The sequence below is a fragment of the Malaciobacter sp. genome, assembly GCF_055140965.1.
In genome coordinates this window covers 40,236-61,125 of record NZ_JBSRRO010000005.1, presented here as the reverse complement: position 1 = coordinate 61,125, position 20,890 = coordinate 40,236, and the positions used below count along the sequence as shown (strand labels likewise).

Below are 20,890 nucleotides of genomic sequence, written 5' to 3'. Positions count from 1 at the left end.
AAAAAACCTTTAAATTTTTAAATTTTTATGGTACAATTCGCACAAAATTTAAACTTAACTTAAATTTAAGGAAATTATAACATGAGAATTTTAATTATTGAAGATGAAATTACATTAAATAGAACACTGCAAGAAGGTCTAACTGATTTTGGTTATCAAGTAGATGCTGCAGAAAACTATAAAGATGCAGAATATTTTATCGATATTAGAAATTATGATTTAGTATTAACTGACTGGATGTTACCAGATGGTGATGGTATTGAATTATGCAAAATCGTAAAAAATAGAAGTTCAAGAACTGCTGTTGTAATTATCTCAGCAAGAGATGATAAAGAGAGCGAAATAGAGGCATTAAAATCAGGAGCAGATGATTATATTAAAAAACCATTTGACTTTGATATCTTACTTGCTAGAATCGAAGCTAGATTAAGATTTGGTGGAACAAATGTAATAGAAATTGAAGATTTAGTTATCAACCCAGATGAAGAAAAAATTATCTATAATGATGAAGAGATTGAACTAAAAGGTAAACCTTTTGAAGTATTAACTCACCTTGCTAGACATAGAGATCAAATAGTTTCAAAAGAACAACTATTAGATGCAATTTGGGAAGAGCCTGAATTAGTTACTCCAAATGTTATTGAAGTTGCTATAAATCAAATTAGACAAAAAATGGATAAACCTTTAAATATTTCTACTATTGAAACTATTAGAAGAAGAGGATATAGATTCTGCTATCCAGAAGCACAAGACGAGATTGAATAATTTTTAAGGACTACACATGAACACGAAAAGCATTTATACTCAGTTTTATCAAAAACTAATACTTGCAACTTCGTTGTTCATAACTACTCTTTCTTTTATTTTTTATGGTTATACAAAAGCTACAATTTATGAAGAATTAAAAGAGAGTCTTGTTTCAGATGCACAACTTATTTACAAAGTAAGTAAAAGTAAAGATCCAAATAAAACAAACTTTAATATTATTACTCATACTGGGATTAGTGTTGATTTAGTAACTATTGATAATCTTTCAGAAATTAGTTTTGAAACATTTAAAGATGGTCAAGATCATTATGTTGAGCTACTATATCCATTTGATATAAAAAGTAAAAAATTTATTAAAATAGTAAAAAACATCAACTCTTCAAGGGAGATGTTAACAAAAATATTTAATAACTTACTATTTTTATCTCTTGGTGGATTAATTTTGATTATTTTATATGCGTTTACAGTATCAAAAACACTACTTAGACCAATTTTACAAATCAATAAAAAACTATCTAATATGAATGAGAATTATCTTACACAAATAAAAAAAGATTCTTTACCAATAGAGTTTCATCCACTTGCTGATTCAATAAACTCTTTAACAAATAGAATTGAAACTTATGTAAGATTTAAAAAAGAGTTGTTTATAGGTGCAGCACATGAACTTAAGACTCCCCTAGCAGTTATGAAATTAAAAAATGAAGTAACTTTGATGAAACCAAGAGAGCCTGAAAAGTATCAAGATACACTAAAATTAACTATAAAACAAATAGATGATATGAATAAAATGATAGGTTCAATTCTTGATATAGGAAGAGCTGAGGGTGCACAATTTGAAAAAGCAACTGAGATTGACTTAGTTCAATATATGCAAAGAAAAACAAATGATTATAGAATGCTAAGTGCACAAAAGAAAATCACTATAACATTTTATGCAAATGTAAACTATTATAATACTTTATTGCAAGTTACTTTACTTAATCAAATTATTCAAAATTTTGTCCAAAACGCAATAAAATTTACTCCTGAGGAGAAAACAATTGCAATAAGACTTGAAAAGAGTAAAGAGACTACAACAATAAGTGTTATTGATGAGGGAATAGGAATTGATGAAAAGATAGACTTATTCGCACCATTTAAAAGAGTAGGAAATGAACAAGGTGCTGGACTTGGATTATTTTTAGCAAAAAATGCAGCTGATGCAATGGGAGCTAAACTTTCACTTGAAAATAGAAAAGATGGAAAATCTGGTTGTGTTGCAAAGCTAATGCTTTACAACAACTTAGTTTGCAAGATATCTTAATATATAGCAGCGTGTTCGATTTTAGTACAATTATTTTGTACTACTTTCATGCCTGCTTTTTTTGCTTTTTTAGCTGCATCATTATTTACTAAGCCTAACTGTGTCCAAACAGTATCAACATCGCCTCTTTTAATAGCTTCATCAACTACTTTACCTATAACTTCTGGTTTTCTAAAAATATCTACCATATCAACTTTAAAAGGAATATCTCCTAAACTTCTATAAACTTTTTCACCCAAAATTTCATCTTCTTTAGGGTAAACAGGAACGATTTTAAAACCAACATTTTTTAAATATACTGCAACTTTATTGCTAGCTTTTGAGCTATCAGGAGAACAACCAATAATAGCAATAGTCTTAGTATTATCAAAAATCTCTTTTATCTCATCTTTATTTGAATTAATAGTTGCAAATTCACACTCCATTAGATATCCTTTTATAGTGATGTAAAATTACTCTCATAATATAATAATTTTGATAAAAAGTATAATAAGAAAAAAGATTAATATTTATTATTTTCATTTAAGTTTGATGATGTTAATGTCAAGTAATTCAATAAAAGGACTAATGAATGCTAAGAATAATATTTTCAGTTATAGCTTTTTGTACTCTTTTAAGTGCAAATCAAAATACTAAATTAGAAAATGCTCAAGTAAGTAATAAAGAAATTAAAAATTTTGCAAATGCATCAGTTAAACTCAATACTTTAAAAGTTTCTATTCAAAACAAAATGGATAAAAAATATAAAAAGACTGAACAGCCTTTGTCAAGTAAAGAAGTAGAAAGATACAATCAAGAGTTTATGAATAAAGCAAAAGTAGTTATTCAAGATAATAATCTTACAATAGAAAAATATAATTCACTTTCTCAATTATTTAAAAATGATAATAATTTTAAAGCAAGAGTACAGTCATTATTATTGAAAAAATAATGTTAAATTAAAATAAGGGCAAAAGATGAACATCCCTAACAATGCACAAAAGATTGAAGTTGAAAATAGTACAGTTGATTTTTTTTTATATGAAAAAAATAGTATCAAATATTACTATTTTGATACCTCATCTTGTGCAGCACCAGAACCTATGATAAATGCAATGGCAGGATTAAAGTTAATAAATGATTCTAAAAATAAACTAATCATGATAAATCATCAAATACCAGCTGGGTTATTTCCAAGAATAGAAAATAGTTTTGATTTTGAAATAGAAAGATTAGAAGAACAAAACAATGTTCTTATAACTTTTTCATACAAGCAAGACTCTTTAGCAGAAGTAGATTTTAATAACAACCAATGCTTAGGATAAACTATTTTAGTCTATTTTTTTATCTTAAATAGACTAAATAGTTTTGAAAGCTTTAAATAAAATCTATTTGCAAAGTTATTTTTGCTCTTTGAATTTAAATAATCTACAATTTCATAATTTCCAAAAATAGAAGCAAACATTATAGGTGTTGTTTTCATTCCATTATTTTCATAAATATTGGCATTTGCTTCCACTAAAAGTTTTACAATATCAAAGTAACCCTTAAAGCAAACTCCAGCTAGTGGAGTTTGCCCTCTATCATTTTTCTTATCAACTTTTGCATTAAAGTTAAGAATCATCTTTGCTGTTTCATAGTTTCCATTATATGAAGCTAGCATTAATAGTGTATTACCTTTTGAATCTGATAAATCAACAGGCATTTTAGCTTCTAACATAGCTTTTAAATCTTCTGTTTTTCCTTGTCTTGCATAATCTAAAGCAAGTAATTGAAGCTCTTCATATCTTTTTAATTCCTCAGCTGATATTTCCATTTTAAATTCCTAATGCTTTTTTTACTCCCATTTTATATGCTTCATCAATTTTAGCAAATAACTCTAATTGTCTATTAATTATCTCTAAAGGAACTCCATCCATGGCACGAGCTATATTTCCAAAAAGCTGTTCTTTTTCATTTTCACTCATCAGATTAAATAGTGCTCTTGGTTGAGAAAAATCATCATTTTCTTCTCTATGATCATATCTTTTAGCATAAGTATCTTCTATTTTTAAAGCTGGTTCTTCAAAAGCTTTATCCTCAACTGGTCCATCAAAGCTATTTGGTTCATAATATGCATCTGTTATATCTTTTTGATCATAATTCATAGCACCATCGGCATGATAAGTTTTAACATCAACTATTGGTCTATTTACAGGTAGCATTTCATAATGTGTACCTACTCTATATCTATGTGCATCTGGATAAGAAAAGATTCTAGCTTGAAGCATTTTATCAGGTGAAAAACCTATTCCAGGAACTATATTTGAAGGTGAGAAAGAGGCTTGTTCTACTTCATTGAAATAATTTTTTGGATTTTCATTTAGTGTAAGTTCTCCAACTTTTATCATTGGGTAATCACTATGTGGCCAAACTTTTGTTAAATCAAAAGGATTAAAAGAACATGCCAAAGCCTCTTCTTCTGTCATTATTTGAATTTCAAAACTCCACTTGGGATAATTTCCTTGTTCAATATTTTCAAATAAATCTCTTTGATTTGATTCTCTATCTTTTCCAACAATCTCTTCTGCTTGTTTATCTGTAATAGTTTCTATTCCTTGCATAGTTTTAAAGTGAAATTTAACCCAAAATCTTTCATTTTTTTCATTTATTAAACTATATGTATGAGAACCATATCCATTTATATGTCTATAAGATTTTGGTAAGCCTCTATTTGACATCAATATTGTTACTTGATGTAAGCTTTCTGGACTTAATGACCAAAAATCCCAAGCAGCGGTATTGCTTCTTAAATTTGTTTGTGGATGTCTTTTTTGAGTATGAATAAAATCTGGGAATTTATATGCATCTCTAATGAAAAAAACAGGTGTATTATTCCCTACTAAGTCCCAATTACCCTCTTTTGTATAAAACTTAAGGGCAAATCCTCTTACATCTCTTTCTGCATCAGCAGCACCTCTTTCACCTGCAACTGTAGAGAATCTAAGTAAAAGTTTTGTCTCTTCAGATTTTTGTAAAACCTTTGCTTTAGTATATTTTGAAATATCTTCTGTAATAACAAGCTTTCCATAAGCTGCACTACCATTTGCATGTACTACTCGTTCTGGAATTCTTTCTCTATTTTGATGTGCTAATTTTTCTATTAACTGATAATCTTGCATAAGTACAGGACCTCGTTCTCCTGCTGTTATTGAGTTTTGATTATCCGAGATTGGATTTCCTGCTGTTGTTGTCATAGTCTTTTTCATAAAATGCTCCTTTAGTAGAAAAGATTTCTCTTAATACTAAATTCTATTCTTATATTTGTTAAATGAAACTTAGCTATTTTTTACAATTAAATTATAATTATATAAAATAGTTTAAAACAAGCATAATAAAAAATACTGATAATAGAGTTTGCAAAGTAATAATAGATGACATTAATTTTATATTACCTCCAAGTTGTCTTGCCAAAATAAAAGATGAAGGTGCAGTTGGTAAAACAGCAAAAATTATAAGTATAGAGATCATAAACTCATCTAATTTGAAAAAATTAGCAATAACAAACATAATCAAAGGAGTTAAAATAAGTTTGGCTATATTTGTAATAGTTATCTCTTCTTTAGATGAAGTTATCTCTTTTATAACTAAACCAAAACCAACTGATAAAAGTCCAAGAGGAAGAGCAGCAGAACTTAAAATTTCTAATATTTTATCAAAACTTGAGAAAAGCTCAATTCCCATAAAATTTATAAATCCACCTAAAAAACATGCCACAATTAAAGGATTAGTAATAATTGATTTTACTAAATATAAAAATGTTAATTTACTATTATTTACATAAAGCGCAAAAATTGATATACAAATAATATTAATAAAAGGAATTACAAACATCATTAATATAGCAGCTAAAACCAATCCTTTATCACCAAAAACAGAATCAGCTAAAGCTAAAAATACATAAGTATTAAATCTAATTGAACCTTGAACTATTGAAGTAAAAGAGTCACCTTTAAAATTAAATATCTTATTTATTAAAATCAAGATTATTAAAACTAAAGATATAGTAAAAAGTGCAGTTAAAACAAAATTTACACTATTAATATCTTCAAATGATGCAGTTGCAAGTTTATAAATCAATAGTGATGGCATTAATATATAATAAGTTAACTTATCTGCATTTGGCCAAAACTCTACTGAGGGAAATTGTATCTTTTTTAAAAAGTAGCCAATCATAATCAAAGAAAAAATAGGAATAATCGCTGTAAAAATATGTATCATGTGCAACCTTTAACTTTACTTTATAAAAAGTTTCAATATAATTTAGTTGTACGAAACAATTTTGAAACTTTAAATTATAGATAAAAATTATAAGGCTAAGATTAAATGCTATTTAAATCTAAGAAGAAATATACTCTTTCTGATATCCAAAAACTTTTTTCTCAAATTCCAGTAATATTTATTTTATTACTTGCAATACTATCTTTAAGCATCTCTTATTTTCTTTTAGAAACAAAAAAAAATACAAAAATAGATTTACTTAAACAAAAAGCCTTTTTAAATTATGAGTTTAAAAAAAAGCAAGAACTAAATGAATTTAGAACAAAAGTAAAAGAGCAATTAAAAGAGATATTTTTGCATGAAGAGATTTTACTAAAAAAAGTTACTTATAAAGCAATAGGATATTTAGAATCAAACTCACTAAGCAAATTTCAGTTGTTAACTGATTATTTAAAAAAAATTGAAAAAGAAAATAATATCGAACTTGTTGTTTTTACAAAAGATAATTTAAATATTTTATATGGAAAAGAGTCTATTTATTATCTTAAAAAACTTATTTTTAATACAAATAAAATAGTACATGAAAATATCACTTTAAAATATATTTATTCACAAGGTCAAAACAATTTACAATATTGGAAAGATGATTTAAAAAAAACCGTAAGATTAAGTTTTTTTGATTATATAAATATAAATGGCTATGAGTATTATATTGGTTCTTTTTCCACAATTAACTCTATAAAAGAGATTACAAAAGAAGCAATAATAAATACAATAAAAAAAGAAAACTACAATATATGGTTTTATGATGTAATATTTCAAGATACTTACAACTTTTATGGAAAAAAAAAGTTTCATAAATCAAATACACTTTTAAAAAATAAAAATGATAATATCGCTTACAATATATTACAACACTATTTTATTGATAAAGAATATAGCAATTTATTTAATAATACATTTTTTTATGACAAATATAATTTTTTAATTGCATCCTCTTATAATACAAATGAAATAACAAAAGAGATTAAAGATAAAATAAAAAAAATAAAAAAAGAGTACAATAATCTATTTTTTCAAATCTTTACTTTAATTATTGCGACAACTTTACTTTTAATACTATTTACTTATGTTTTTTCAAATTTTATTAATACTATATTTAAAGAGTACAACGATAAACTTGAAAATAAAACACTCTCTTTAGAGCATTGGAAGAAAAGATTTGAATTAGCAATTATTGCTTCAAATGATGGTTTATGGGATATTGACTTTAAAACAAAGAAAATATATTTTTCAGATAAGTGGTTTGATATGTTTGGTTATAAAAAAGACGAAGTACAAACATTTTCAGATTGGTTTGCACTAATACATAATGAAGATAAAAAAAATGTAGAAAAACTTTTTAATAAAATTTTTGCAAAAGTTGATGATACTTTTATATGTGAATATAGACTTCAAACAAAAAATGAAGGTTTTAAATGGGTTTTAGCAAGAGGTAAAGCTTTTACTAATAATGCAGGCGAATTAGATAGAATGCTTATGATGTCTATGGATATTGACAAAAATAAAAGAATGAAAAAAGAGCTTTTAGATGTAGAGTATTTAGTTGAAGATGGGAAAATTGTTATTTTTAAACTTAATAATGATAAAGATTTAACAGTTAAATATATTTCAAATAGTATTAAAACTTTTGGATATACAAAAAAAGAGTTTGAATCAGAATCTATGAATTTTATGAGTTTAATTCATGAAGATGATAAAAATAAAATGCAAGTAGCAATTAATGCTGCTTTAAAAAATGATTTGCCAAACTTTACAGTTGAGTGTAGAATAAGAAACTTAGCAAATGAGATAAGATGGATTTCAAGTAGAGTAATCTTGATTAAAAATCATTCTGGAGAAATATCACATTTTTATGGTTATATAAATGATATTACTAAAATAAAACTAAGTGAAGAGGAGTTAAAGCTAAAAGTAGAAGATGAAGTTAAAAAAAATAGAGATAAAGATAGACTTTTAATTCAACAAAGTAAATTAGCTGCAATGGGAGAAATGCTTGGAAATATTGCTCATCAGTGGAGACAACCTTTAAATAATGTATCTTTAATTATTCAATTTTTAAGGGATAATTATCACAATAAATCAATTACAAAACCTCAACTTGAAAAATTTATAAATAAAGCAAATAAACACATAGAGTATATGAGTGAAACAATAGATGATTTTAAGAATTTTTATAAACCATCAAAGACGCAAACAAAGTTTTCTATAAAAGAGTCTATAAATACACTATTATATATGATAAAAAATCAATACTCAAATGATAATATAAAAATAGAAGTTGATTGTGAAGATATAATAATTACAGGTTATGAAAATGAATTGAAACAAGCTTTATTAAATATTTTAAATAATGCAAAAGATGCTTTACTTTTAAAAAAAGAGCAAGAAGAGTTTGAAGCATTAATTACTATTTTTGTTAAAAAAGTACAAAATAGTTTAGTAATAGAAATCTTTAATAATGGTGGTAATATAAAAGATGAAATAATTGATAAAATTTTTGAACCATATTTTACAACAAAGTTTGAACATCAAGGCACTGGTATAGGTCTTTATATGACAAAATCAATTATACAAACAAATATGAAAGGTAAAATTGAAGTAGAAAATATAAAAGATGGTGTGAAGTTTATAATCACACTAAATATTTAATTAATAGGATAAATTATGGACAAAATAACTACAAGAGTTTTATTAGTTGAGGATGAAGAGGATGCAAGAGAGATATTAAGCTTTTATCTTGATACAATTTTTGATGAAGTCCAAATTGCTTGTGATGGGCAAGAGGGTCTTAATATTTATAAAAAATATTATGATGAAAGAAAATCTTTTGACTTAGTTCTAACAGATATAAAAATGCCAAATAAAGATGGATTAACTATGGTAGAAGATATCACAAGACTAAACGATGAACAAAAATTTATTATTGTATCTGCATATAAAGATGAAGAGTACTTATTTAAATCAATAGGATTAAATATAATATCATATTTTGTCAAACCATTAGAAATAAAAACTGTAATGGAGATTTTAAAAAAAGTAAAATCAAAAGTTTTAGAAGACAAATCAAAAAATGAAAATTTAAGTGAAGTAGTTAATTTAAATAAAACTTACTCTTTTAATACAAAAACAAATCTATTATATAAAAAAGATGAATTAATCCATCTTTCTAAAAAAGAGACTCTTTTACTTAAAGCACTAATAACAAATATAAAGCAAATTAAAACAAAAGAGTTTCTAAAAAAATCCATATGGAATGATACAAATACATCAGATGCAACAATGAGAACTGTTATAAAAAGAGTAAAAGATAAGATATCTGATGATGATTTTATAAGTTCAATCAAAGGTCTTGGTTACATTATAGAGTAATAAAAGCCCAAAAATACATAAATTTGACACAAATTTTATAATTTGAAACAATTTTGAAACAATTTTGTTTCAAAATATGTTATACTTCTTTTGTAAAAATTAAAAGGAGAACAAAATGTCAAAATTGTCATTTTTTAAAAAGCTTTTTGTTTCATCTGCTATAACAACAGTTATGTTAACAAGTGCAAATGCAGCAAAAAATGAATCTAAATATGTAATTGCAACAGCAAGTACAGGTGGGACTTATTATCCAGTTGGTGTAGGAATTGCAACAATAGCTTCACTTAAATTAGCAAAAAGTAGTAATCTAACTTTTTCAGCAATAACATCAGCTGGTTCTGGTGAGAATATTGATATGCTTGAAAAAGGTGAAGTAAATTTCGCTATTTTACAAGGTCTTTTTGGTTCAATGGCTTGGCAAGGAAAAGCTAAATATAAAAATAATCCAAAGAAAAACTTAAGATCAATTTCTATGTTATGGCAAAATGTTGAACAATTTACTATAACAAAAGAGTTCGCAAAAACTGGAAATATCAATGATTTAAAAAACCTTTATGGTGAAAGATTTTCAATTGGTGGAAGAAGTTCAGGATCTAGAGTTTCAGCTGAAACAATTATGGAAGCTCTTGATATTGATTATAATAAAATGAATATACAATACTTAGGATATACTCCAAGTTCAACTGCTCTACAAGATGGTAAGATTGAGGGTATGAATACTCCATCTGGTCCTCCAACATCAGCAGTTACAAATGCTTTTGCTTCTATTGGAAATGATAAAATAAAAGTATTAGATTTTAATGAAAATGATCTAAAAAAAATACGAAACAACTATCCAGTATGGACTCCTTTTACTATTAAAGCAGGAACATACCCAGGACAAGATAAAGATATCAATACGATTGCTCAACCAAATTTACTAGTTGTTACAAAAGATACACCAGAAGAGACTGTATATCTTTTAACAAAAACAATTTATGAAAACCTACCATTTTTAAATAGTGTTCATAAATCTACTAAAGCTATGTCTTTAAATAAAGCCATAGAGGGTCTTCCTATGCCTTTACATCCAGGTGCAGCTAGATTTTATAAAGAAAAAGGAATTGATATTCCAAAAGATTTAATTTTAAAACAATAAAAATTTTACTTACCAAAAGAAGAATACTCTTCTTTTGGATATAAATTATATAAGTAATTATAAATTATTTATCTAGTTTATATATAAAAAAAGCAATAGGAAAACAAAATGATAAAAATTAAATATTTTAAAGAGATTACTTTCATTTACGCAATATTTATATCACTATTTCATTTTAGTGTAAATATTTGGGGAGGATTAAGTAATTTATGGTTTAACTCTGCACACTTTGCACTTTTAGCTTCTCTTGGTTTTTTAACTTATGAAGCAAGTAAAAACAAAAATGAAGTTTCAATTTTAAATTTACTTTTTGCAATATTGTCACTTTTAACATTTTTTTATATGATGTTTTTTGAAGAGAGTCTTTATGCTGTTGCCAATTCACAAATGAGAACAAGTGATATAATTGTAGCAAGTATGACTATTTTATTAGCAATTGAAATGGTTAGAAAATCAACAGGATATGTAATACCTGCAATAATCGTTTTTTGTATTGCATATATACTATTTTTGGGACAACAATTTGAGGGAGTTTTTGCATTTGGTGGTATGAGTGTAGAGAGATTTCTTTATAGAATGTTTTATACAAATGAGGGATTATTTGGACCAATTGCTACAATATCTTCAACTTATGTATTTATGTTTATTTTATTTGCTGCATTTTTATTAAAATCTGGTGCAGGTGATTTTATAGTAGATGTTGCAAATGCAGTTGCTGGTAAATATACAGGTGGAACTGGTCATGTTGCAGTTATCTCATCTGCTTTAATGGGAACTATTTCAGGTTCAGCTGTTGCAAATACTGTTTCAACGGGTTCTATTACTATTCCTATGATGCAAAAAGCAGGTTTTAAATCAAAATTTGCAGCAGCAGTTGAAGCAGCAGCTAGTACAGGTGGTCAAATTATGCCTCCAATTATGGGTGCTGGAGCATTTATTATGGCACAAATGACTCATATTCCATTTATTACTATTATTTCTGTTTCTATTTTACCAGCTATTTTATATTTTGCTTCAATAGCGTTTTATATTAATATTCATGCAAAAGAGAATAATATAAAAGGTGAAAGTAATAATGTAAAAATTTTACCTATTTTAAGAGAAGGTTTTCACTTTGTAATTCCTTTATCAACTCTAATTGGTTTATTAATTTATGGATTCACACCTACATATTCAGCAGGTATAGCAATAGTAACTATAGTTTTAGCCTCATATCTTACAAAAAATAAAAGAATGGGAATAAAAGATATATTAGAAGCTTTAGCATTAGGTAGTAAAAATATGATTGTAACTGGTGTTTTACTTATTGCTGTTGGAATTATAGTAGGTGTTATTAATATATCAGGAATAGGTATTACTTTTTCACAATTAATTATGCAATGGTCAGGTAATTCACTTTTTATTGCTATAGTTTTAATTGCTATTGCATCTTTAGTTTTAGGAATGGGCTTGCCTGTTACTGCATCATATGTTGTTTTATCAGTTTTATCTGCACCTGCTTTAGTAGGATTAATGCTAAGTCCAGAGATGGCAGCACTTGTAAATGCAGGAGTTCAACTTCCTGAAGTTACTATGTATTTATTATCTGCACATCTAATAATATTTTGGTTATCACAAGATTCAAATTTAACTCCTCCTGTATGTCTTGCTGCATTTGCAGCAGCTGCAATTGCTAAAACACCTCCAATGGCTACAGGTATGACATCATGGAAAGTTGGAAAAGGTATGTATATTATTCCATTGCTTTTTGCATTTACACCTTTAATTAATGGAACATGGATAGAAAGATTTGAGGTGTTTGGTTTTGCATTATTTGGAATTATGTCTTTTTCAATTGTAATGGAAGGATTTTGGGATAGAAAAATGAGTATATTAGAAAGAGCTGTGTTTGCAGTTGCAGCAATACTTTTATTAACTCCAGATACTATTTTTAATATGCAAAGTTATTTAGGAGTAGTTCAAAATACTCATATTGTTGGCTTTGGTATTTTTGCTGTGACAATTATAATGCATAAAGTATTATTTAAAGAAGAAAGCTCATATGCAAAAGCTAGTTAATTTAGAAGATATAGGATTTTAAAATGTATGATTACTTAATTATTGGTGCAGGTATTATAGGATTAAATATTGCAAAAAATTTAAAAGAAAGGTTTCCTTTTTCAAAAATATTAGTAATAGAAAAAGAGAGTGAAGTTGGAATGCATAGTTCAGGTAGAAACTCAGGAGTTTTACATGCAGGTTTTTATTACACTGCAAACTCATTAAAAGCTAAGTTTACAAAAGAGGGAAATGAAGCATTAAAAAAGTTTGTTAAACAAAGAGGTTTAAAAATAAATGAATGTAAAAAAGTGGTTGTGGCTACAAATGATAAAGAGCTTGAGGGCTTAGAAGAGCTTAAAAGAAGAGGTGATGCAAATAGTGTTGAACTTCAATGGCTAGATGAGCAAAGTTTAAATAAACTTTATCCTAATATTAAAACATATAAAAAAGCTTTACTATGTCCAAGTACAGCCACTGTAAATCCAAAAGAAGTTACAAAAGAGTTTGCAAAAGTTATTCAAGAATTAAAAGTAGAGCTAATCTTAGATTGTAAATATATCTCAAGTAGTTGCAATGTGGTATCCACAACAAAAGGAGATTTTCAAGCTATGAAAGTTATAAACTGCGCAGGTTTATATGCTGATACAATAGCAAAGGATTTTGGATTTTCAAAAGATTATGTGATTATTCCATTTAAAGGAATATATTTAAAGGATAAAAATAATAAGTCAAATTTAAAAACAAATATTTACCCTGTACCAAATCTAGCTAATCCTTTTTTAGGAGTACATTATACTTTAACAGTAGATAATGAAAGTAAAATTGGACCTACTGCTATTCCTGCATTTTGGAGAGAGAATTATAAAGGTTTTGATAACTTTAAGTTAAAAGAGTTTATTCAAATTTTATATTATGAATCAAAACTATTTATAAGTAATGCTTTTGGTTTTAGAAGTTTGGCTTTTAGTGAGATAAAAAAATATTCACTATCTCATCTAAAAAATCTAGCAATGACTCTTACAAATAAAAAGATGAAGCATGAGGGTTTTGATTCATGGTCAACTCCTGGAATTAGAGCACAATTATTAAATAAAAATACCTTAGAATTAGTACAAGATTTTGTAGTTGAATCAGATGAAAATTCAATACATGTACTAAATGCTGTTAGCCCTGCTTTTACATCATCAATTCCTTTTGCAAATTGGGTAGTTCAAGAGCACATATTAAAACAAACAAATAAAAAATAATTTTATACAATACCCATAACTAATGTTATAGGTATTGATATAATATTCTTTTAATATTATCTTTATAAAATTTTTATATTTTCTTCAAAAATTTGATTATCTATTTACAACTATTAGCATATAATAAAAAAAAGATGAAAAGGATATAAAATGCCATTTAGTAATTTAATCATGCTAAGTATATTATCAATTTTAACAATTATCTTATTAGTTAAACTACCAAAAGCTTAATATGAAAAGTTTACTTTTAAGATATAAAAAGTTTAATTATTTAATTAAAGCATTTATAATTTTATTTATAATAACGCTAATTAGTCATTTTTTAAAAGATTATCTTGATATTATAAATATAGCACTTATTCATACTATTCCAGTTGTAGTCGTTGCAATGCATGGAAATTTAAAATCAACACTACTAATTACTTTTTTTAGTGTAATATTTCTAAATTTCTTATATATTCCTCCTTTATATAGTTTCAATGTACATAATGAACTATATTTTTGGAGTTTTTTAATATTTGCAATTGTTGGATGGATTATAAATGTACAAGCAAAAAATCTTGATACTCAAAAAAGAGAGAATCAATTAAGAGAGAGTTTATTACATATTATTTCTCATGATTTAAGAACTCCCCTATCAACAATTCATGGAACAATAAATTTAATTTTATGTAATGAAAATTTAAGTGAAAAAAATAAAAAAAGCTTACTTGAAGATATAAATTATGCTTCATTAAGAATGCAAAGACTAATTACAAATTTACTTGATAGTACAAGATTATCAAATAAAAATATAGATTTAAAATTTGAATGGTGTGATTTTGAAGATATTTTAGGAGTTGCACTAGAAGAGTTTCCTCAAAAAAATATTGAAGAAAAATTGGATATAGAGATAGATGAGTTAGGCTTATATTGGGGAGATAATACTTTATTGACTCAATTAATTGTTAATTTATTAGATAATGCATTTAAATACTCAAAAGAGAATACAAAAATAAAACTTCAAGTAGTAAATTTTAAAGAGTATGCCTCAATTAAAATATTTAATAAATCTGAATTTATTGATACAAAAAAGATAAAGAATATATTTGATAAATTTTATAGAATCGAAGATACAAATGATATTTCAGGAAGTGGTATAGGTTTAGCAATATGCAAAAGTATTGTTAAACTTCATAATGGTGAAATAAAAGCATCACATGAAAATGATGGAATATTAATCGAAGTTGAATTACCTATTATTAAAAGGATAGATGTTAAATGAAAAAATTAATACATATTGTAGAAGATGATACTTCTGTTAAAAAATTATTAGAGATTACATTCAAAGAGTATGAATTTAATTATATCTCAAGTGAAAGCAAAAAAAATGCCATGCTAATGTTTTTAAGTCATAGTCCAAATCTTATGGTTGTTGATTTAGGTTTACCTGATGGTGATGGAAAGGATTTAATAAAACAAATAAGAGAAATATCTAAAATTCCTATTATTGTTCTAACTGCAAGACATGATGAAAAAGAGATTATATCTGCACTTGATGTTGGTGCGGATGATTATATTACAAAACCATTTTCTGTAAATGAGCTACTAGCAAGAATTAGAGCAACTTTAAGAAGAGATGTAAAAGATGAAGTGCTTTCTGATAAATTCACTTGTAATGAACTTGAACTAAATATTTCAACAAGAGATATTACTTTAAGAAATGAAAAACTGAAATTAACTCCAATTGAATATGAACTACTAAAATATTTTATTTTAAATGCAAATAAAACATTAACCCATAGACAAATTTTACATGAAGTGTGGGGAACTGGCTATCAAAATGAGATGCAATATTTAAGAACATATGTAAATACATTAAGAAAAAAAATTGAAAAAAATAGTACTAGACCTGAATATATAAAAACTGAATCAGGAATAGGTTATAGATTTGGTTTTACAAAGGAGTCTTAGGTGCATAAATATGTAAAAAGTATCTTTTTTGGATATGTGATAATTATAACTTTAGGTGCATGTTTACTTAGTTTGCCAATTTCTCATGTAAATGAGCTAACATTTATAGATGCACTTTTTACATCTGCTAGTGCTACATGCGTAACTGGATTAATTGTAACTAGCACATCAGAAAACTTTACATTTATAGGAGAATTAATCATAGTCATACTAATCCAATGTGGTGGAATTGGATATATGACCTTAGTTATTATTTTTTATCTATTTATAAAAAATAAATTAACAATTGATGAAAAAAGGGCTATGAAGCAATCACTTGATTTACCTGATTTGCATGTTGGAACTTTTGTAAAAAAAATATTAACTGTTGTTTTAATCATAGAATTGATTGGTGCAATAATTCTATTTTTTGAATTTTATCAAGATTATGAATTAAAAAATGCATTATGGTTTAGTATTTTTCATAGTATTAGTGCTTTTAATAATGCAGGTTTTTCACTATTTACAGATAGTATAATGGGCTATCAAAATAACATTGTTGTTTTATTTACTATTGGATTTCTTGTAATATTTGGTGGACTTGGTTATTTTGTACTTGTTGAAATATATGAAAATAGAAAAACATCTAAAAGATTCTCAATTCATACTAGAATTATGATTTATGGTACATTAATTTTAATCATATCAGGAATGATACTTTTTTTATCAATTGAGTGGACAAATCCTAATACTTTTGGAAATTTATCTTTTTATGAAAAGATAATAAATTCATTTTTCTTATCAATAAATTTTAGAACAAGTGGTTTTAATAGTATTGATATAGGCTCATTAAAAGACTCTTCTTTATTTTTCTCAACACTTTATATGATGATAGGTGCTGGACAAGGAAGTACAGCAGGAGGTATGAAAATCACTACAGTTGCTATATTAATTATAACAGTTATTTATATTCTAAAAGAGAGTAATCAGCAACCAAATATTTTTAAAAGAACAATTGATCAAAAACTTATAAATAAAGCTTTGGCAATAATAATGTGCTCATCATTTTTTGTCTTAATTGCTGTATTAATATTGATTGAAACTCAAAATTTACCATTTTTAAAAATACTATTTGAAGTGGTATCTGCCTTTGGAACAGTTGGAGTATCAACAGGAAATGGAGGGATTTTAAGTTTTTCCGAACAGTTTGACCCCTTAGGAAAAATAATAATTATTATACTTATGATAGCTGGAAGACTTGGAGTTTTTGCATTTGGATTAATATTAGTTGGAAAAGCAAAAATTAAACATTTTAAATACCCAAAAGGAAGGATTATAATATGAATACAATAGCAGTAATTGGATTAGGAAAATTTGGATTTTATATAGCAAAAAGTTTAGCAAGGTTAAATCACACTGTAATAGCAGTTGATAATGATGAAACAAAAGTTCAAGAAATAAGTGAATATGTAGATAATGCTTTTGTGATTGATAGTACAAATAAACAAGCTCTAGAAGAAGTTGGAATATATAATTTAGGTACAGTAATTGTAAGTATTGGTGAAAATATAGAAGCAAGTATTTTAACGGTGATGGCATTAAAAGATTTAAATAATCATAATATTATAGCAAAAGCAATTACTTCTATTCATGGCGAAATATTATCAAAAATCGGTGCTTTTAAAGTTATGTATCCAGAAAAAATAGCAGGAAGACTACTTGTAAAAAAATTAGTTCAAAATATTACTGTTGATGAAATAGATATTAGTAATAGTATTAAAATGATAAAGTTTCTTGCAAATAATAATGTAATATCAAAATCTATAGAACAGATTGAAAAAGAGTATAAAGGAACAAGAATCGTAGCATGCAAAACTAAAGGTGAATGGAATACCAAACCTGAGTTAAACTATATTATAAAGAAAACTGATTTAATTTTAATATTGGGAGAAAATAGTATCATTCAACCTATTTTTAAAGATTTATGCAATGAATGTTAGTATTTCATTGCATTTTTAATCAAATTGAACTAGTATCATTCCAAGAAAATATTTATCTTTATAAACTTCAATTTTATAAACTTTATTATCTTTGGAGATACTAAATCTTTTTTCTAATTTATCAAGAGTAATCTTAATATTATTCTCATTTACTATTTTATCTTTTGAAAAACCTATAACATTAACTCTATAATCATTATTTGCTTTTACTTTAAAATACTCTTTTACTTTGATTGTATCTGAAAAATTAATTTTTCTTTTTTCTCCATCAAACTCAATTAAAATGTTTTTTATTTCATTTTTATAATCAAATCTTTGAGGATGCAATTTTGCAACTGTTTTATTTCCAATTTTTAAATAATATATGCCATTTTTATAGATTTTTGCTCCTAATGGATGCTTAAAATCAAAGCTATTTTGAGTATCTTTTAAAGGAAAATAGTATAAATTTGGTTTGATATTATTTAAATCAAGTTTTATAACATCATTTATAGTTACATCCATAAAGTTATTTATAGCTGCATTAATCTCTTCTAAGTTATTCAAATCAAAATCTTTTTCATACTTTATACCCATAATATCCATAAAGCCTTCAATTGCTTTTAATTGATATTTTACTTTTAAAGTCAAATCAGTGATATTTTTACTTGTTTCAACAGCAAAAGCAGGTTTATTATTTTTAATAGCAAAGTAAGTTAAAGATAGTTGCATTTGTTCATCTTTTTCTTTTGTTTTTGTATTTTTAATATTAAAAGTGTGATAATCTTCTAAAAGTTCACTATTTATATTTTCACTAACTTTTTTAGCAAGTTTTGTAAGATTGAAATATCTATGTTCTTTTGTTAGAAGTTCTTGATCAATAATAAATGCTTGTCCCCAAGCACTTGGATTAAATATTGAGTTTTGCCAATCATGTCTATAAAAACCTCTTCCATCATGCAAATTCAATATTAAATCAATCTGTTCATCTTTGATGATTTTTTTGATTTTTATAATATCATTGTAGTCTTTATCATCTTTACTAACAAAATTAAATTTTCGGTTCATGTCACCATGAATCCCTCTTCTGTTTCTAATTAGGCTTTCAAAATTTAAATTAGGCACTACCCACAAAGAGCCTTTTTTTATCTTATAATTACTTACAAGTATTGAACTAGCAAAATAGCCACCTGGCTCATTACCATGTATTCCACCTATTACTAAAAGAGTATCACCTTTTTGTTTAGACTCTTTTTTATATAAATCAAAATCTAAATTAGAAACAGCAAGAGACACATTATAAAATAGAAAAAATAGAAAAATTACTCTTAACAAAAAAAGCCTTTATTAATCAATTTAATGAATTTAGCTTGTTTTGAATATAACTTCTAACTTGCTCATAATCAATTGTTTCTTTAAAATCTTCAAACTTTGCTCCACTTGCATTTACATGGCCGCCACCTTTTGCAAGTTTTTGAGCAATATATGATACATCTACCTTTCCATCTGCTCTAAAACTTGCATTTCCTTTTCTTCCAACATCAATAAAGAAATCATAATCAGGATTTGCCTTTAAAAAAGCATTTGCAGGAATAGAAATAGAACCTAAAGTATAAGTTAATAAGCCTTTGTGCTCTTTATAATAAACAGTTAAATTATCTTTTATTTTTTCTAAAGAAGAGACTAAATATTTTGCACTTAAATTATCTATTGTATCATCAACACCATTAGTATTTAAAAACTCTTTTTTAAGTTTATGAATATCATTGTCAAGTTGAATATTTGCATTCTCTTTAGTAATATATGTAGCTGCTTTTTTTAATAAGAAAATTCTAAACTCTCTATTTAAATCAGCAAATAAAACATTGTTAATCTCTCTTACACGACTTATCATGCTTAAAAGAACTTTTCCAAATTCAAAATTAAAAGTCTCATTATCTAACCAAATATCAATAGCATTTACACTATCAATTAAAGGCTTAATCCATTTATCATCATCTTTAAAACCACCATACTCTTGCGTTATATAATCATATGTTATTTTTGCAGCACATCTGTTTAAATCTAAAAAATACCAATCATAAGTGTTTGCACTTTTTTGTCCTGTTGCATGGTGGTCTAAAAGTTGTAGTTTTATATTAAAACCTTCTTCTTTTAGCTTATTTATATCTTTATGTAAATCTTTTGATTCTTGATATGTCAAATTCAAATCAGTTATTAAAAAAAATATCTCTTCACTTTTGTCAAGATTGTTTATTAATTCTAAAACTTTTTTTATACTAAGCTTTACTTCAAGCCCGTAATTTGCATTTAGAAAAACTCCATTTTTAAAAAACTCTTTTGTTAGCAATTGGCAAGAGAAACCATCTAAATCAGTATGGGATATATGAAATAATCTCATGAAGCTATGTCCTTAAGGGTTAAATCCTTCAAGAACACGTTTATTTTATTTTGTAAATTATTTAGTAAAGGCCAAATTGTACAAGTATTAGCAACATCTGATGGGCATGAATTTACAGATGGAGAACACTCAAATACAGAGGGAATTCTCTCTTCTGCTGCTGTTGTTATTTCTAATATTGTAAGTTTGTCATATGATTTTTTCAAAGCAAATCCACCATTTACACCTCTGTGGGATACTACAATATCTTGCTTTGCTAAGTTTTGCATTATCTTTGCTAAAAATGACTTAGAGATATTAAGCTCTTTTGATAAAACATCAACATTTTTTGGTTTGTCACTTCTTGCAATTGATATTAAAGACAGCAATGCATATTCGCTTTTTTTTGTTAATAACATACTTTTCCTA

General features: G+C 25.9%; 20 protein-coding genes. 13 read left to right on the top strand and 7 right to left on the bottom strand.

Annotated features, from left to right (window positions below):
• The first annotated feature begins 81 nt into the window (after window positions 1–81).
• Both hsrA and ACTCCZ_RS03015 read left to right on the top strand, forming a co-directional pair.
• Window positions 82–765 carry a homeostatic response regulator transcription factor HsrA gene (gene hsrA / locus ACTCCZ_RS03020; protein ID WP_079578026.1) on the top strand — a complete coding sequence of 228 codons (684 nt, stop codon included), beginning with the start codon at window positions 82–84 and terminating at the stop codon, window positions 763–765.
• A gap of 16 nt (window positions 766–781) precedes the next feature.
• Window positions 782–2,074: a sensor histidine kinase gene (locus tag ACTCCZ_RS03015; protein ID WP_079578027.1), complete on the top strand. Its 1,293-nt coding sequence runs from the start codon at window positions 782–784 to the stop codon at window positions 2,072–2,074.
• Here the strand turns inward: ACTCCZ_RS03015 and ACTCCZ_RS03010 are convergent.
• On the bottom strand, window positions 2,071–2,499 hold the full coding sequence (locus ACTCCZ_RS03010) for a CoA-binding protein (protein ID WP_079578028.1): 429 nt from the start codon (window positions 2,497–2,499) through the stop codon (window positions 2,071–2,073). The genes ACTCCZ_RS03015 and ACTCCZ_RS03010 overlap by 4 nt on opposite strands.
• A 146-nt stretch (window positions 2,500–2,645) precedes the next feature.
• On the opposite strand from ACTCCZ_RS03010, the gene ACTCCZ_RS03005 reads away from it, so the two are divergent.
• On the top strand, window positions 2,646–3,005 hold the full coding sequence (locus ACTCCZ_RS03005; protein WP_079578029.1) for a DUF4168 domain-containing protein: 360 nt from the start codon (window positions 2,646–2,648) through the stop codon (window positions 3,003–3,005).
• A gap of 25 nt (window positions 3,006–3,030) precedes the next feature.
• Window positions 3,031–3,378, top strand: coding sequence for a hypothetical protein (locus ACTCCZ_RS03000; protein WP_079578030.1), 348 nt, complete (start codon window positions 3,031–3,033; stop codon window positions 3,376–3,378).
• 11 nt (window positions 3,379–3,389) lie between these two features.
• Here the strand turns inward: ACTCCZ_RS03000 and ACTCCZ_RS02995 are convergent, their stop codons facing one another.
• The 3 genes from ACTCCZ_RS02995 to ACTCCZ_RS02985 all read right to left on the bottom strand — a co-directional run bounded on the left by ACTCCZ_RS02995 (window position 3,390) and on the right by ACTCCZ_RS02985 (window position 6,313).
• Complete coding sequence (locus tag ACTCCZ_RS02995) at window positions 3,390–3,869, bottom strand: ankyrin repeat domain-containing protein (RefSeq protein WP_079578031.1); 480 nt, start codon at window positions 3,867–3,869, stop codon at window positions 3,390–3,392.
• A gap of 1 nt (window position 3,870) precedes the next feature.
• On the bottom strand, window positions 3,871–5,301 hold the full coding sequence (locus ACTCCZ_RS02990) for a catalase (protein WP_079578032.1): 1,431 nt from the start codon (window positions 5,299–5,301) through the stop codon (window positions 3,871–3,873).
• Window positions 5,302–5,398: 97 nt separating this feature from the next.
• Window positions 5,399–6,313: an AEC family transporter gene (locus ACTCCZ_RS02985; protein ID WP_079578033.1), complete on the bottom strand. Its 915-nt coding sequence runs from the start codon at window positions 6,311–6,313 to the stop codon at window positions 5,399–5,401.
• A 105-nt stretch (window positions 6,314–6,418) separates the two neighbouring features.
• On the opposite strand from ACTCCZ_RS02985, the gene ACTCCZ_RS02980 reads away from it, so the two are divergent.
• The 9 genes from ACTCCZ_RS02980 to ACTCCZ_RS02940 all read left to right on the top strand — a co-directional run bounded on the left by ACTCCZ_RS02980 (window position 6,419) and on the right by ACTCCZ_RS02940 (window position 18,102).
• A complete protein-coding gene (locus ACTCCZ_RS02980) occupies window positions 6,419–9,025 on the top strand; it encodes a PAS domain-containing sensor histidine kinase (protein WP_079578034.1) in 2,607 nt (868 codons plus the stop codon).
• A gap of 15 nt (window positions 9,026–9,040) precedes the next feature.
• Entirely contained in the window at window positions 9,041–9,745 is a 705-nt protein-coding gene (locus ACTCCZ_RS02975; RefSeq protein WP_079578035.1) for a response regulator transcription factor, read from the top strand.
• Between the two features lie 115 nt (window positions 9,746–9,860).
• Entirely contained in the window at window positions 9,861–10,883 is a 1,023-nt protein-coding gene (locus ACTCCZ_RS02970) for a TAXI family TRAP transporter solute-binding subunit (RefSeq protein WP_079578036.1), read from the top strand.
• A 108-nt stretch (window positions 10,884–10,991) separates the two neighbouring features.
• Window positions 10,992–12,941: a TRAP transporter permease gene (locus ACTCCZ_RS02965; RefSeq protein WP_079578037.1), complete on the top strand. Its 1,950-nt coding sequence runs from the start codon at window positions 10,992–10,994 to the stop codon at window positions 12,939–12,941.
• Between the two features lie 23 nt (window positions 12,942–12,964).
• Complete coding sequence (gene lhgO / locus ACTCCZ_RS02960; RefSeq protein WP_079578038.1) at window positions 12,965–14,170, top strand: L-2-hydroxyglutarate oxidase; 1,206 nt, start codon at window positions 12,965–12,967, stop codon at window positions 14,168–14,170.
• A gap of 232 nt (window positions 14,171–14,402) precedes the next feature.
• Window positions 14,403–15,434, top strand: a complete 1,032-nt coding sequence (locus ACTCCZ_RS02955) for a sensor histidine kinase (RefSeq protein WP_079578039.1) — start codon at window positions 14,403–14,405, stop codon at window positions 15,432–15,434.
• On the top strand, window positions 15,431–16,123 hold the full coding sequence (locus ACTCCZ_RS02950; protein WP_079578040.1) for a response regulator: 693 nt from the start codon (window positions 15,431–15,433) through the stop codon (window positions 16,121–16,123). Before ACTCCZ_RS02955 ends, ACTCCZ_RS02950 begins: the two co-directional genes overlap by 4 nt.
• Complete coding sequence (locus tag ACTCCZ_RS02945) at window positions 16,124–17,446, top strand: TrkH family potassium uptake protein (RefSeq protein WP_079578041.1); 1,323 nt, start codon at window positions 16,124–16,126, stop codon at window positions 17,444–17,446.
• Window positions 17,443–18,102, top strand: coding sequence for a potassium channel family protein (locus tag ACTCCZ_RS02940; RefSeq protein ID WP_079578042.1), 660 nt, complete (start codon window positions 17,443–17,445; stop codon window positions 18,100–18,102). The genes ACTCCZ_RS02945 and ACTCCZ_RS02940 overlap by 4 nt, the downstream gene beginning before the upstream one ends.
• Before the next feature lie 15 nt (window positions 18,103–18,117).
• Here the strand turns inward: ACTCCZ_RS02940 and ACTCCZ_RS02935 are convergent, their stop codons facing one another.
• Genes ACTCCZ_RS02935 through ACTCCZ_RS02925 form a run of 3 tightly spaced genes read right to left on the bottom strand, consistent with a single transcriptional unit; the run spans window position 18,118 to window position 20,880 of the window.
• The gene (locus ACTCCZ_RS02935) at window positions 18,118–19,416 is read right to left on the bottom strand and encodes a M99 family carboxypeptidase catalytic domain-containing protein (protein ID WP_079578043.1); all 1,299 of its coding nucleotides are present in this window, start codon (window positions 19,414–19,416) and stop codon (window positions 18,118–18,120) included.
• 16 nt (window positions 19,417–19,432) lie between these two features.
• Window positions 19,433–20,482 carry a DHH family phosphoesterase gene (locus ACTCCZ_RS02930; RefSeq protein ID WP_079578044.1) on the bottom strand — a complete coding sequence of 350 codons (1,050 nt, stop codon included), beginning with the start codon at window positions 20,480–20,482 and terminating at the stop codon, window positions 19,433–19,435.
• Window positions 20,479–20,880, bottom strand: a complete 402-nt coding sequence (locus ACTCCZ_RS02925; RefSeq protein ID WP_079578045.1) for an RrF2 family transcriptional regulator — start codon at window positions 20,878–20,880, stop codon at window positions 20,479–20,481. The genes ACTCCZ_RS02930 and ACTCCZ_RS02925 overlap by 4 nt, the downstream gene beginning before the upstream one ends.
• Between the last annotated feature and the right edge of the window lie 10 nt (window positions 20,881–20,890).